This is a genomic window from Paraburkholderia sediminicola (assembly GCF_046026675.1).
GTDB classification, from domain to species: domain Bacteria; phylum Pseudomonadota; class Gammaproteobacteria; order Burkholderiales; family Burkholderiaceae; genus Paraburkholderia; species Paraburkholderia sediminicola_F.
Genome location: NZ_JAQQEY010000002.1, coordinates 3,120,338 through 3,134,647, shown reverse-complemented (window position 1 = coordinate 3,134,647; position 14,310 = coordinate 3,120,338). Strand labels below are relative to the sequence as shown.

Sequence of the window (14,310 nt, the reverse complement as noted above, 5' to 3'; positions counted from 1 at the left end):
CCGGCTGCGACCTAACGGTTGGAACGGCGCCGCCGTATTGCTTGAACGGGCGGCTTGCATGCGTCTGTTCCAGCGCGGCCTGCAGCGCCTGACTATCTATCGTCGCCGATGATCCATCGATAGTAAGCATTGTCCGGGTCCGTGCGGATGGCATTGCTGATGTCCTGCGCCCACGCGTCACGATCGCCTTTGTAGGCATCCAGCCCGGCTGAATAGAAACTCTGCAATGCACCGCGCGACTGTTCCATGGCGGCGCGGAACGTGTCGTCGGCGCCCTGCAACGGCGGCGCGGTGTGAAGCGCAAGCAAGTGTGCCAACGTCGTCGGAAATGCGTCCTGGCGAACCCACGTGGCGTACTCGATGCGTGGTTGGTCGTCCGTGACCGGCTGGGCGTCCGCGGCGTAGTACTCGAGGCCGGCGCGGTCTGTGATCCAGGTGGCGAGCAGCGCCGCCGGCGACGCAATGCCGACTTCGCGCAGCGCCGCAGCGACCTGCGGTTGCGCAAAGCGCGCCTCGATCCGCGGCACGTCCAGTTCGAGCGGCTGCATCGAACCCACCAGCATCATCTCGTGCAACTCGGTGGTCCACAGCGCGGCGTGCGGAAACACCTGGATGAAGCTCTGGATCAGCGAGCGCGTGTCCTCTTCATTCTGCGTCGGCAACGGCAGCCATTGCGCGACGATGCCGCCTTGCTGCAGGCGCGACGCCGCCAGACGATAGAAATCCGACGAGTACAGATTGACCACACCCGCGGCCGACGGCGGCGGCGGTTCAAGCGTGATCAGGTCGTAGCGTTCGGCGTTGCGCAGCAGTTCGCGCCGTCCGTCGCGCATCCGGATGTCCATGCGGGCATCGGTGCTCATGCCGTAGTTGCCCTTGAACTGCGGCGCGGCGCGCACCACGGCCGGCAACAATTCGGCGACCGCGCGGTGCTCAAGCCCAGGCCAGGTTAGCAGCGCGCCGCCGGTAATGCCGGTGCCGAGTCCGATCACCAACGCCGTGCGCGGCGTCTCGCGGTGGATGATCAAAGGCAACAGCGCTTGCAGGCGCATATATCGTAGCGACGCCATCGTGTCGCCGGAGTTGGATACGCCCTGGATATAGAGCCGCCGAAATTGTCGCTGGCCAGCGTTCTGTTCGACGACCGCCACCGTGCCACCCGCACTTTCCTCGTAGAAGGTCAGATTGCCGCCGCGCGATTCGGCGAGCAGCGTGGCGAGCCGGTCGGATGGCGTCACGATCACGGTGACGAGCGTCAGCGCGGCGAGGACGGGCACACTCCGGCGCGCGAACGGCCGCACGTCCGAGCCGCGCAGCACGGCGACCACACTCACTACGCCCGCGAGAACGGCAAGCGCCGCGAGTGTGTGAACGAGGCCTAACTGCGGCACGAGCACGAAACCGGTCAACAGGGTGCCTCCGATCCCACCGGCGGTATTGAGCGCCACCACGGCGCCGACGTCGCGCCCCGTGTGCCGGTTGTCCACGTTCAGGCGCAACGCGAAAGGGAACGCCGCGCCCAGCAGCACGGTAGGTACGAAGACGACGCACACGGCCGCCACCGCGAAGCCTGCGCACATGGCCGTCAACAGACTACCCGTGGCGCCGAGTGCGGCTTCGCGCGCGAGGCTTTGCCAGTGCAGCAATCCGTTGCTTAGTACCGCGATCTCGAGCAGCGCGATCAGTCCGGCCGACACGATCAGCACGGCAAACGCGCCCCACGGATCGCGTGCCCGATCGGCGTAGCGCGACGCCAGCGCGCTACCGAGCGTGAGGCCCAGCAGATAGGTTGCAAGCACCACGGCGAAGGCAAAACTGCGGGTGCTGATGAATTGCACGATCACCTGCGACCACACCACCTCGTAACCGAGCGCGACGCCGCCGGCAAGCGCGTAGAGCACGAGCGCAAGGCGCGCTTTTGAGGCGAGCGCGGGACGCTGAGTTGGTACGGCAGAAGTATGTGCGTCGTTGCGCGTAGCGTCGGGGGCAGCCGAGGAAACCACATCATGCGTGACACCCACCGTAGACCGGCCCGACGCGACTGCCGATGAAGACGCCCCAACAACCGGCACGAGCGCGCGCTGTGTGCGCCCCAGCAGCGCGGCAACAAGTGCCGCGACTGCATTCAGCGCAGCAGCGGCAAACGCGCAGCCCTGCACGCCGAGCGATGGAATCAGGACAAAACTCGCGGCCAGCGTGCCGGCAATCGCGCCGGCTGTATTGGCCGCATAGAGACGGGCGCCGGAGCGGCCCATCTGGGCAGCCGTGGGGCACAGCGCGCGCATCAGCACCGGCAGCGTGCCGCCCATCAGGATGGCGGGCAAGCCGACCAGGACAAAGGGTAACGCCCAGGCAAGCGGTCCGATCCGATCTTGCAGCGAGGCGAACGGCGCTGCGGCATGCGGCAGCATCCACGTGCTGGCGAGCGCCAGCGCCAGAACACCGGCTTCGAGCAGCGCATACAGACGCAAGGGCCGCGCGAGCCGGTCCGCGAGCCTGCCGAAGGCCCAGCCGCCCACTGCAAGGCCCGCAAAAAAAGCACTGACACCGGTCGTCACGGCTTGCACCTCCACGCCGACCACAAGCGCGAGTTGCTTGATCCACAGGACCTGGTAAATCAGCGATGCCGCGCCCGAGACAAACAGAAGCAGCACCGGCCAGGCGACCGGCAAACTCGGGCTGGCGACTTCTTGCTGGGGCGCGTGCAAGGGTGCATCGTCGCGACGCTGTGCGCGTTCATGTGCGCGGCGCTCACGGCGTGAGCTTTTGGCACGGTTGGCCAGCGTTTGGGTCATGGGATGAGGTGCGTTGGGATGGTGTGAACTGAACGTAACTGAACCGAATAGAAGTGCTTTGGATCGGCTCGACGCGGTTTGACCGCGACCGAAAAGTTGCGCCCACCGGTTAAAGCCGGCAGGCGCAACTGCACTACGTCTTACTCGAGTCCGCGCTTCTTGAAGGACTCGTCGATCTTCTTGTCGACCTGCCTGCGTACGCCGTCCACGCTGAAGCTCGCGGGACGCTGGCTCGGCGGGAAGGCAACGAAGGTTTCCAGGAACGTCGACGCTTTCAGTGTAGCGATGCCGTTCAGGTAAACGTTCTTCGTGACCCAGTCGTTGTATTGATCCGAGGTGATGTCCGCCCGTTCATAAGGATCCATGCGTAGATTGAACAGCTTCGGCAGACGCAGGCAGACAAGCGGGTCCTGCCAGATGTTCAGGTTACCTTTCGCGCGCTGCTCGCAGAACACCGCCTTCCAGGCGTTGCCGTCCTGATCCCAGCGCATGGCCACCAGATCGCCGTCGTCGTCGAAATAGTAGAACTCGGTGCGCGGGTCCTTGGTCGTCTGTCCTGTCAGGAACGGTAGCTGGTTATATCCGTCGAGGTGATTCTTGAAACTCGCGCCGCCCGCTTTGGGAGCCCACCCCTTCAAAAGCCGGTCCTTGACGCCGGAGTCGCCTGCTGCCGCAAGCAGTGTCGGGAACCAGTCGAGCCCCGAGATCATCTCGTTGGACACGGCTCCCGGCTTGATATGCCCCGGCCATCGCACCATCGCCGGCACACGGAACGCGCCTTCCCAGTTGGAGTCCTTTTCGCTGCGGAACGGCGTCGTCGCCGCGTCGGGCCAGGAGAACTGATTCGGTCCGTTGTCGGTCGTATAAATGACGATGGTGTTCTTGGAGATATTCAGATCGTCCAGCAGTTTGAGCAGTTTGCCGACGTCCTGATCGTGCTCCCACATGCCGTCGGCATATTCGTTGCCGGGCATGCCGCTCTTGCCTCTGAACTCAGGCCGCACGTGTGTGAAAACGTGCATGCGCGTGAAGTTCATCCAGACGAAGAAGGGCGTGCCGGTCTTGACCTGCTTGCGGATGAATTCTTCCGCGTGGGCGCCAGTTTCGTCGTCGATGGTTTCCATGCGCTTGGCCGTGAGCGGACCCGTATCCTGAATCTTGCCGTCCGAGGTGCTATGAATCACTCCGCGCGGCGAGAAGTTCTTCACGTATGGGTCGTTCTTGTCCTTCGGCCAGTACGGGCGCTCGGGTTCTTCCTCCGCGTTCAGGTGATACAGATTGCCGTAGAACTCGTCGAAACCGTGATTGGTCGGCAGGTACTCGTTCTTGTCGCCAAGGTGATTCTTGCCGAACTGGCCGGTCGCATAGCCGAGCGGTTTGAGCGCCTGGGCGATTGTCATGTCGGTCTTCTGCAGGCCGACCGGTGCACCTGGTGCGCCGACCTTGGAGAGCCCGGTACGCAACGGCGTCTGCCCGGTGATGAAGGACGAACGCCCCGCCGTACAGCTGTTCTCCGCGTAGTAGTCCGTAAAGATCATCCCTTCGTTCGCAACGCGATCGATGTTCGGGGTCTTGTAACCCACCACGCCGCGCGAGTAGGCGCTGATATTCGTCTGCCCGATGTCATCGCCGAAAATCACAAGGATATTCGGCTTCGACGACGCCTTGGCGGCGGGTTGTTGCGGCGCACTGGTCGCGGGTGCAGCCGCCGGTTTGGCCGGCGCTTGAGTCTGCGCGGGCGCGTTGATGGATGGAAGAATCAATGCACTGAACGCGGCGAGGGCGATCACTGTCGCCCCGGCCGCGTAGCGCCCCTTTCGCTGGAACATTCTCATCGTGTTGCTCCAATGGAGTTGCCTTGTGGTTCACCCGCCGCGCGTTCCTTGCGCGCCGGGTTGCCTCGTAGCGGCCGCAACCTGCACGCGGCTCGCGCTCTCACGCGTGCATCTACTGCTTTGGTGCGGGATAGATGGTTTGCCAGTCGTCCTTCATGCTGACCACGGTCCAGCCGTCGGCGATCGCTTCGTCCCAGGCCTTGTCGAGCTTGCCGATCTTTGAGGTGCGGTCGTACGCGAATTCACGTACGGCGTCGTCGTGATGCACCAGCAAGGCGAGGTGCGGGCCGCTGCCGGACGCGGTGTACTGCAGCATCTGCAGATCGCCGTCCGAATTGCCGAACGCGAGAATGGGCTTGCGGCCGATGTTCCGATAGATGCCGACCGGTTTGCCGGGACCGTCGTCGACGAAATCGAGCTTCGGCTGGCGCACCAGCACAGGCTGGCCGTCACGCATCTGGTACTGCACCACCTGGCTCGAGCCGATCACCTGCTCGGGCGGAATGCCGTACGCCTTTTCGGCCCAGGGCCGCATGAATTCGATGGTGCCGCCCGACACGATGAAGGTCTTGAAGCCGTTGGCGCGCAGGTAGGTGAGCAACTCCAGTTGCGGTTGATAGACGAGTTCGGTGTAAGGGCGATTGAATTTCGGATGCCGCGCGCTGGCCAGCCAGTCGCGGATGGTCTTGTCGTAGTCGTCTACGGTCATGCCGCTATTGGCGGCTGCGACCAGTTGCAGCAGCTGTTTCTGCAAGCCCGCTAACGCGCCATAGTCTTTGGCAACCAATGCCTTGAAGGCTGGATTGTTCTTCCACTCGGGATGCTTCGGTGCGGCCGCTTTCACCTGGTCGAGCATGAAGGCGAACTGGAAGTACAGCGGTTGCTCGCTCCAGAGCGTGCCGTCGTTATCGAACACGGCAATGCGTTCAGCAGGCGGCACGTAGTTCGGCGAGCCTTCGCGCGTGACATCGGCGACGAATTTCTGGATCGTCTGTTTTGCCGGTCCGTCACGCCATGAGGGCAGTGCGGCTGCAGAGCTGACTGCCGTCGGCGTTGCTGCGTTCTTGCCGCCAGGCGTCGTGCAACCGACTGCGCATAGCGCGACACCGAGCGCGACCAGGGCGACGCCGACCGCCGACCTGAATGCAGGGCGGATCGACCCCGTGGTACGTTTCGACCACTTCGATTGATAAATCGACTGCATCCGACCTCCATTCCGATTGCACACTTCCATGACCCGCGAGCGACAGTACGCGGGAGAAACGGGTACAGCTCGAAAGGGCAGCGCGCCCTAGCTTCCGTCTGCGCCTGCGGCGCGAGCCGACGCTTGACGTGCCAGTGGTTGCTTCCAGGTGTCTTCGTCCATCACGAGGCGAAAGCCGAGATGCGACATGCTGTTGTAGGGGTCGGTGCCGCGCCGCGCGCTGGGACGGTAGCTCAGGCAGTAGGCTTCATTGCAGAGGAACGAGCCGCCGCGTGTCACCCGCTTGGGTGCGTCGACGGGGACGCCCTGATCGGCCGGATCCCAGGAATTGCGCGGGCCGATCGGGTTGTCGATGGTGCTGGTGCTCACCGCTTCACGCCGGAACTGGTCGGCGCGATACCAGTCGGCCACCCACTGCCAGGCGTTGCCGGTCATGTCGGAGAGTCCGTAGCCGTTCGCCGGAAAGGTGCCGACCGGACTCGTGCCGAGTGCGCCTCCCGCCTTGGGGCTGACCACAGGAAACGCCTGCGGCTCCTGGCCTTGCCAGACGTTGGCCATCTGCTTGCCGTCCGGCGCGAATTGATTGCCCCAGGCGTAAGTGGCCTGCTCGAGACCGCCACGCGCGGCGAACTCCCATTCGGCTTCGGTGGGCAGGCGTTTGCCGGCCCATTTCGCATAGGCCTGCGCATCTTCGTAGGAAACTTGAACGACCGGGTGATCGTCTTTGCCGACGATGTTGCTGTCCGGCCCGGTGGGGTGGCGCCAGTTCGCGCCGGGCACGTAGCGCCACCACTGCGAATAGTCTTCCAGCGGCACGGGGTGATTGGTGCCGACGAATACCATCGCGCCGGCTACCATCGCGCTGTCAGGCGGACGCGGCGTGTCAGGCGGCAGCTGCACCTTCAGGGTGTCCCAGTCGGGTTTCTTCTCGGCGGTGGTGACGTAGCCGGTTGCTTCGACGAATTTGCGGAATTCAGCATTGGTCACGTGATGACGGTCCATCCAGAAACCATGCACGCGCACCTTGTGGGCGGGACGCTCGTTGGGCTGCGCCTGCTTCGAGTCGCTGCCCATCAGAAATTGTCCGCCGGGAACCCATGCCATGCCGAGCGGGCCGTGCGTTCCGTCGCCGTAGACAACTTGAGAATGAGCTTGCGTGCGAGAGGCGAAGGCCCAACTGACTGCCGCGCCGACACATGCAGGAAGCATGACGAGAAGCGCGCCCCACAAGAGCAGCTTGCGATAGCGCGCGGTGGGTGCTGAAGTTGCGGAAGGCGTGCCTGCAGAGCGGGCAGCCGTTACCGTGCCACGTTTTCCTGAACTCATCATCCCTTCTCTCACGCGGGTGAAGCGGCTGGTCCTTTAGCAAACGCAGGCCAGTTCTCTTTTGCACTAAAGCGAAGCTTAGCGATACGGAATAACGATTTACGCCGGTAATCAATGCGCCGGATACGGCTTTGCGAAACGTAAGACGCAGGCTAACAATTTTTTAAACACATTTCACGCATTTTTTTGGGTAGGTGCGAAACTTTGACGGAATTGCGCGGGTGCATTAACGTGTCTGGCGGCGAGCGTGGCATGCAAGTTGTTCCACCATCCAATGATTGGGGAAATCGAGAGCTATGCGCGAAACGATCCTGCGCTTCGAATCGAGTGTCAACGAAGCGATAGTGGGCCAGCAAGCGGTTGTCCGGCAGGTACTGATTGCGCTTCTCGCAGACGGCCACGTGCTGCTCGAAAGTTTGCCCGGACTCGCCAAAACCCGCACTGTCAAAGCCATTGCCACGCGTCTTGCGGCCACCATGAGCCGCATTCAGTTCACCCCCGACCTGTTGCCGTCCGACATCACCGGCGCCGAAACGCTGCTGCAAAGCGGCACGGAACGCACGCTCAGCTTTCAGCCCGGGCCTATCTTCGGCAATCTGATTCTTGCGGATGAAATTAACCGCGCGCCTGCCAAGGTTCAATCCGCATTATTGGAGGCCATGGAAGAGCGGCAAATTTCCGTTGCAGGTAAAACGCATCGAATGCCGGACCTGTTTCTTGTCATGGCAACACAAAATCCGATTGAGCAGGAAGGTACCTATCCATTGCCTGAAGCGCAAATGGACCGGTTTCTTCTTAAAGTGCTAATTAGTTATCCGTCGCCGCAAAGCGAAGTCGACATGCTGCGATTGCTGCGGCGCGAAAACAACGAGGCGGACAGCACGCCCAGTGTCCTTGCACAGGATGTCATTTTTGCGGTGCGTGAAGAAATCAGCCGGATCGCGGTGGCGCCGGCAATGGACGACTACATTGTGTCGCTCGTCAATGCGACCCGGCATGGTAAGGAGCTCGATGCCGACCTCGGCAAGTGGATCGAGATCGGTGCGAGCCCGCGCGGTTCGATCGGGCTCGACCGGGCGAGCCGCGTGCAAGCCTGGCTGCAGGACCGCAAGTTCGTCACACCCGACGATGTGCGCGCGGTCGTTCATCCGGTACTGCGGCATCGGCTGATCCTTTCTTACGACGCCAATGCCGAGAACATCAGCGCCGACGCGGTGATAGACCGGCTGATCGAAAAGGTTGCGGTGCCGGCCTGACACCTGGCGCAATATAAGTATCGTCGCATCGACGCGGGGGATCGCCGTGGTCATGATGTCCGAATCTGCAAGCGCTGCGACTTCAGCAGATGGCCGCGTGTATGTCGACGCAGCGCATCTGGCGAAGCTCGAGTTTCATGCCCGTGGGCTGAGCTTTGTCGCGCCCGCGCCGGTATCGAGCGTGTTGTCAGGCAGTCACGCTTCGCGATTGCGTGGACGTGGGCTCAATTTCGAAGAAATCCGTGCGTACCTGCCGGGCGACGATGTCCGTCATATCGACTGGAAGGTCTCGCTGCGTCTCGGCAAGCCTCAGGTTCGCGCTTATACGGAAGAGCGGGACCGGCCGCTGCTTGTCGTAGTCGATCAACGCATGAGCATGTTTTTTGGGTCGCGCCGCGCGTTCAAGTCGGTGGTGGCCGCTGAAGTGGCAGCGCTTGCTGTATGGATGGGCTTCACCGCCGGCGACCGCGTAGGCGGTGTACTGTTCAACGACAGCCAGGTCGTGCGGGTCAAGCCGCTGCGCAGCCGCAGCCGGATCAAGATGCTGTTCGGCGTGCTCGCCACGATGAACCGCGCGCTGCACGCCGAGAGCGAAGCGCGCACCGATTACGGACAACTGGACACGGCGCTCGAAGGGGTGCTTAAGCTGGCCGGTCACGACTACCTCATTTGCATCATCAGCGATTTTGCGGGGGCGAGCGAGCGCACGCGAAAGCTGTTGCGGCAACTCTCCGCGCACAACGACGTCGTCGCGGCGATGATCTTCGATCCCTTGTGGCAGCGCATGCCCGAACACCGTGCGCTGGTGGTCAGCGAAGGCCGTCTGCAGGTCGAATTGCGAATCGAGCAGGAGCGGGTGAGGGCGCCGTTGTCGACCCTGTTCAGCGGCCGGACCGCGGAAGTAGCCGAACTGTTGCGTTCGAGCGGCGTGCCGCTGATGGCGCTGTCGACTGCGGAGCCGACGGTCGAACAGGTGCGACGGCTGTTCGGCGAGCGTGCGCGGCCCGCTACCGGGAGCGGCATATGAGTGCCTCGGCAGTTTCGGCGCTGGTTCCGCCCGATTCGTCCGGGCAACTTCAGCCCTTGCTGGAACTACCGCTGCCCCAGACGGTGTCGTACGCGCCGCAAACCATCGGCTGGGTATTCGTCGGACTTTTACTGCTGGTGCTGCTGGCGGTGCTGAGCTGGCTGATCTGGCGGCGGCGAGAGAGGCAGCGCTACCGTCGTGTGGCATTGGCGGAACTGGCGAGCATCGAAGCGAGCCTTGCCGCGACGCAAACGGATTCCGCACAGCGCGCGAGCGCGCTGGCTGCGATCCCTCGTCTCCTCAAGCGAACCTCGCTGGCGGTTGCGCCACGCGAGCAGGTCGCCGCGCTCACCGGCGATGCATGGCTTGCGTTCCTGCAACGCACGCGCGGCCGCTTCGATGCGAGAAGCGAGGCATTGCTGGCGCTCGCGAGTTATGCGCCACCCGACCAGGTTGCCGCTATTTCCGGCGACGAAGCCGCGACGCTCATCAACCACACCCGCGACTGGATCGAACACCATCATGTGGAAGTTTGATTTCCCGTGGATGTTTGCGCTGTTGCCTCTGCCGCTCTTCGTGTGGTGGCTGGTGCCGGCTTATCGCACGACGGCCTCCGCGGTGCGGGTGCCGTTCTTTCACGAAATGGCGCACGCCGCTGGCGAAAAGCCGGCGCCAGGCGGCGTGCGGCTGCGTCGCAACTGGCTGCAGCGTTTGCTGATGCCACTTCTGTGGGCCTTACTCGTGATCGCTGCGGCCAAGCCTGTCTATGTCGAAGCCCCCATCGTGCGCGAAGAACCCGCTCGCGATCTGATGCTGGCGATCGATCTTTCCGGTTCGATGGCCACGCGCGACTTCGTCAATGCCGCCGGCGAGCGCATGGACCGCTTCAGCGCAGTGAAACGGGTGGTGAGCGACTTCATCGCCAGGCGCAAAGGCGACCGCATCGGCCTCGTCGTGTTCGGTGACGCAGCCTATCCGCAGGCGCCGCTCACGCTCGATCACGACGCCGTGCAGGTGCTGCTCGATCAGATGCAGATCGGCATGGCAGGGCCGCGCACGGCCATCGGCGATGCGATCGGACTCACCGTCAAGCTGATGGCGAACTCGCAGGCGCAGGAGAAAGTGCTGATCCTGCTGACCGACGGCAACGACACCAGTAGCGCGATTCCGCCCGAGCGCGCAGCGGAGATTGCCAGGAGCCACAAGCTGGTGGTGCACACCATCGGTATCGGCGATCCGGACACCACCGGCGAAGACAAGGTCGATCTCGATGCGCTCGCGCGCATTTCGAGCATCACGGGCGGCCGGTCGTTTCGCGCGCTCGGCCGGCAGCAGGATCTCGTCGATGTCTATGCCACGCTGGACAAACTCACGCCCGAGAAAGTGACGCGCGAAATCTATCGCCCGCAGCGTGACTTTTACTGGGTGCCGGCCGCTGCGGCGGTTGCGATTTTCGCGCTCTACCATGTGCTTGCGTTGCTGATTGCCGTGCTGCGTGCGCCGCGTCGCGAGGCGCGGCCTGAGCGGGCGAAAACCATGGAGGCGGGTCATGGAAATTGATCTGACCGCCTTCCATTTTCTGCGGCCGCTGTGGTTGCTCCTGCTGATTCCCGCCGTGCTTCTGCCGCTTTGCTGGTTTCGCCGCAACAACGTGCGCGCGCGCTGGCGCAATGTCATCGATCCCGCGCTGCTGGAGCATCTGATTGTCGGCGACACGAAGCGCCGCGTGATTCAACCGGTGCACACGCTGGGGCTGCTGCTCGGCATCGGCGCGCTCGCCGCCGCGGGGCCGACCTGGCAGCAGGAGCGCCCACCGTTCAATCAGGATAAGGCGCCGCTCGTCGTCGTACTGGAACTCGCCCATTCGATGGACGCCACCGACGTGGCGCCCACGCGGCTCGAACGCGCCAAGCAGAAGGTGCTTGATATCGCCCGCGCGCGCAAGGGCGCGCGCACCGGACTGGTCGTGTTCGCTTCGAGCGGCCATCTCGTCGTGCCGCCCACCGAGGACCCCGCCATGCTCGAGCTGTATGTGCCGGCGCTCTCGCCCTCGCTGATGCCGCGTGACGGCAAGAATGCCACCGCCGGTCTCGATGCCGCCGAGCGTTTGCTCGCGAACGATCCCGCCGCCGGCACGATCGTCTTTATGAGCGACGGCTTCGATACGAATCAGGCGGACGCGTTCGTGCAAAAGGCCAAGGCGATCCGTCATCAACTGCTGTGGCTCGCGGTCGGCACGGAGAACGGCGGACCGATCCGCGGGCCCGACGGCATGATCGCAATGGACCCCGAAGGGCATCCGATGATGGGTACCTTCGACGCCGGCGCGATTCGCAAGGTGGCGGACGAAGCGGGCGTTCCGCTCGCCAGCATGCGCGTGGACGACGATGACGTGGTGTGGGTCCAGCATCGCGCGCAGGCCTACCTCGCGCAAGCGGAGGAATCGAAGATCGTCCCGCGTTGGAAAGAGTCGGGTTACTGGCTCATCATTCCCGTATTGCTGCTGGCGTTATGGAGTTTCCGGCGCGGTTGGAGCGTCAAGTGGCTGCCCGTGGTGCTGATTTCACTCGCTTTCAGCGCCGTGCCGCGCCATGCCGAAGCGGCCGACTGGCGCTGGGTCGATCTGTTCGCCACGCACGATCAGCAGGGCCGCTGGGATTCCGAGCACGGCGATTACAAAGCGGCCGCGCAACGCTTCGACGACCCGATGTGGAAGGGGCGCGCGCAATATCTCGCGGGTGACTATGCCGGCGCGCTCGAAAGTTTTTCGCGTCTGAAGACGGCGCAAGCGTATTTCTACATGGGCAACACGCTTGCACATCTGGACGACTTTGCTGCTGCCATCAAGGCGTATGACAACGCGCTCAAGATTCAGCCCGCACTGCGCGAGGCAGCGACCAATCGGGCCTTCCTGCAGCGTTTGCTGGCGAAAGACCAGCAGGATGAAATGGATCCGGAGGAGGATCCACCCGACCAGGTGGAGAGCGACAAAAAGAAAGGACGAGGCACGTCGACCGTGATCGAGGGCGCACCGCGTCCGAGCGAAGAGGTCTGGATGCGCAATCTGAATACATCGCCCGCGGTTTTTCTGCAGCAGCGTTTTTTGCAGGAAACCGAAGTAAAGGGAGCGAGCGCGCCATGACAGCGGCTTTCCTGCGGCTTGTATTGCTTATCGCCTGGCTCGGCGCGGCTTGCGCTTCGGCACCGGCCTTTGCCGACCCCGCGCCGCGGACTATGGTTCGCGCGCATCTCGAACCCTCGGGGCCGGTCGTTGCGGGCAGCGAGGTCAAGCTCGTCGTCGACCTGCTGACGACCACATGGTTTACCGAGGCGCCGAACTGGCCGCTCTTCACCGTGCCCGACGCGATCGTCAGCCTGCCTGACGAGCAGGCGGACAACCTCTCGGAGGACATCGGCGGCGTGCGCTGGTTCGGTGTGAGCCGCGCTTATCGCATTGCACCGCAAGCAGGAAAGACATTCGACATCGCGCCGTTTGCCATCACCGTGTATCCGGGCGGCACGACTACGCCTGTGCAGGTCATGACGCCCGCACTCAAACTCGTCGCGACGCTGCCGCCGGGCGCGCAAGGTATGAGCACCTTTTTTCCGACCACCCGGCTCACGGCCACGCAAACTATCGAGCCGGCGAAGGAACACATCAGAGTGGGCGACTCCGTGACGCGCACGATTACGCAAAGTGCCGCCGGCACCGAGTCGATGTTGATTCCGCCGGTGAATCTGGGCGACGTCGACGGATTGAAGCGTTACGCCAAACCGCCCGCGACCCGCAACATCGTGCAGGACCGGGTAGGGCTCGTGGCGGGCGAGCGAACCGACAGCGTGACCTACACCGCCGATCACAACGGCCGGTTCAAACTGCCGCCGGTGACGATCGAATGGTGGAACACGAAGACGCAAAAGAAAGAGACGATCGAGTTGCCGGGTGTGACGTTTTCGGCTTTCACCGCGCGTGAAAAGCCCCTGTTCGACATTCCCATCGAAGCGATGAGCAATGGCTTCCCGCACAGAATCATCGTGATTCACAGCAGGCAGGTGATTGTCGGCTGTGCGGTTCTGCTGGCGATCATGTTGACGGTCTGGGCGCGTGTGCGTGTGATCACGCTCTTGAGGCGCGCCTGGAAACGTGCAGCCGACGCACGCAAGCGGTACCTCGAAGGCGAGGCCGTTGCGTGGCGCGGGCTGAATGATGTTGCGCGTCAGGGTGATTGGCGGCAGATCATTCCGGCGTTGTATCGCTGGATGGATAGAACGCACGAATTCGGACATCCCGCGCGGCTGGAAAGCGTCGTTCGTGCGGACGATACTGGCGTTATGGACCTGATCGATGCTGTGGACGCGCACTATGCCGGCGGTGTTGCGCCCGAGCTTCACTGGAAGGACGCTGAAACAGCATTGCGACGGGCCGAGAAAAAGACAAGATTGCAGCAGCATGAAACGCAGGCCCTGCCACCGCTCAATAAATTTTAAGTGGAAAACCGTCGGTCGATTTCAGGCGAAGGCGATATAGGCCGCCACGATCCATCGTCTAGGGCATAGCCGCGCATCGGGTTTGCGCGGCCATTTTTCGCCGCCTAGCGACGCCCGCTGCGGCCCCACACGTAACGCACCCAACGTTGCCACCTGCTTCGATGCGGAGCGATAGCGTTGCGCGATGCCAGTTCTTCGCGGTCGCGCTCGACGCTCTTCTGCACCTGATCGTGGATCTGGCGCAGCGTCAGACCACCGGGGCCTTTCAGTTTGTCGGGATCGGAGTCGGAGTCGTCTTTCATGGGAATGGCCTGGTCCGGATGAGTCGGCTTGATCTTGATACAGATGGACAATCGCGGCAAGCATGTGGAAGAGGCTT

At 63.1% G+C, this 14,310-nt stretch carries 11 protein-coding genes; 6 read left to right on the top strand and 5 right to left on the bottom strand.

Annotated features, from left to right (window positions below):
- Nucleotides 1-92: 92 nt before the first annotated feature.
- From PQQ86_RS33710 to PQQ86_RS33695, 4 genes are all read right to left on the bottom strand, one after another.
- Entirely contained in the window at nucleotides 93-2,795 is a 2,703-nt protein-coding gene (locus PQQ86_RS33710; RefSeq protein ID WP_408277120.1) for a fused MFS/spermidine synthase, read from the bottom strand.
- Between the two features lie 140 nt (nucleotides 2,796-2,935).
- Nucleotides 2,936-4,630, bottom strand: coding sequence for an arylsulfatase (locus PQQ86_RS33705; protein ID WP_408277117.1), 1,695 nt, complete (start codon nucleotides 4,628-4,630; stop codon nucleotides 2,936-2,938).
- 112 nt (nucleotides 4,631-4,742) lie between these two features.
- Nucleotides 4,743-5,834 (bottom strand): HAD family hydrolase, encoded by a 1,092-nt coding sequence (locus tag PQQ86_RS33700; protein ID WP_408277114.1) that lies wholly within the window; start codon nucleotides 5,832-5,834, stop codon nucleotides 4,743-4,745.
- An 87-nt stretch (nucleotides 5,835-5,921) separates the two neighbouring features.
- Nucleotides 5,922-7,163, bottom strand: coding sequence for a formylglycine-generating enzyme family protein (locus tag PQQ86_RS33695; RefSeq protein WP_408277111.1), 1,242 nt, complete (start codon nucleotides 7,161-7,163; stop codon nucleotides 5,922-5,924).
- 293 nt (nucleotides 7,164-7,456) lie between these two features.
- Between PQQ86_RS33695 and PQQ86_RS33690 the strand changes: the two genes are divergently transcribed.
- From PQQ86_RS33690 to PQQ86_RS33665, 6 genes are read left to right on the top strand one after another with little or no spacing between them, the layout of a single operon-like run.
- A complete protein-coding gene (locus tag PQQ86_RS33690) occupies nucleotides 7,457-8,416 on the top strand; it encodes an AAA family ATPase (protein ID WP_408277109.1) in 960 nt (319 codons plus the stop codon).
- Between the two features lie 52 nt (nucleotides 8,417-8,468).
- A complete protein-coding gene (locus PQQ86_RS33685; RefSeq protein WP_408277106.1) occupies nucleotides 8,469-9,443 on the top strand; it encodes a DUF58 domain-containing protein in 975 nt (324 codons plus the stop codon).
- Nucleotides 9,440-9,979 carry a DUF4381 domain-containing protein gene (locus PQQ86_RS33680; protein WP_408277103.1) on the top strand — a complete coding sequence of 180 codons (540 nt, stop codon included), beginning with the start codon at nucleotides 9,440-9,442 and terminating at the stop codon, nucleotides 9,977-9,979. Before PQQ86_RS33685 ends, PQQ86_RS33680 begins: the two co-directional genes overlap by 4 nt.
- Nucleotides 9,966-11,003 (top strand): vWA domain-containing protein, encoded by a 1,038-nt coding sequence (locus tag PQQ86_RS33675; RefSeq protein ID WP_408277101.1) that lies wholly within the window; start codon nucleotides 9,966-9,968, stop codon nucleotides 11,001-11,003. Before PQQ86_RS33680 ends, PQQ86_RS33675 begins: the two co-directional genes overlap by 14 nt.
- A complete protein-coding gene (locus PQQ86_RS33670; protein ID WP_408277098.1) occupies nucleotides 10,993-12,585 on the top strand; it encodes a VWA domain-containing protein in 1,593 nt (530 codons plus the stop codon). The genes PQQ86_RS33675 and PQQ86_RS33670 overlap by 11 nt, the downstream gene beginning before the upstream one ends.
- The gene (locus tag PQQ86_RS33665) at nucleotides 12,582-13,931 is read left to right on the top strand and encodes a hypothetical protein (RefSeq protein WP_408277096.1); all 1,350 of its coding nucleotides are present in this window, start codon (nucleotides 12,582-12,584) and stop codon (nucleotides 13,929-13,931) included. The genes PQQ86_RS33670 and PQQ86_RS33665 overlap by 4 nt, the downstream gene beginning before the upstream one ends.
- Before the next feature lie 104 nt (nucleotides 13,932-14,035).
- Here the strand turns inward: PQQ86_RS33665 and PQQ86_RS33660 are convergent, their stop codons facing one another.
- Complete coding sequence (locus PQQ86_RS33660; RefSeq protein ID WP_408277093.1) at nucleotides 14,036-14,233, bottom strand: hypothetical protein; 198 nt, start codon at nucleotides 14,231-14,233, stop codon at nucleotides 14,036-14,038.
- Between the last annotated feature and the right edge of the window lie 77 nt (nucleotides 14,234-14,310).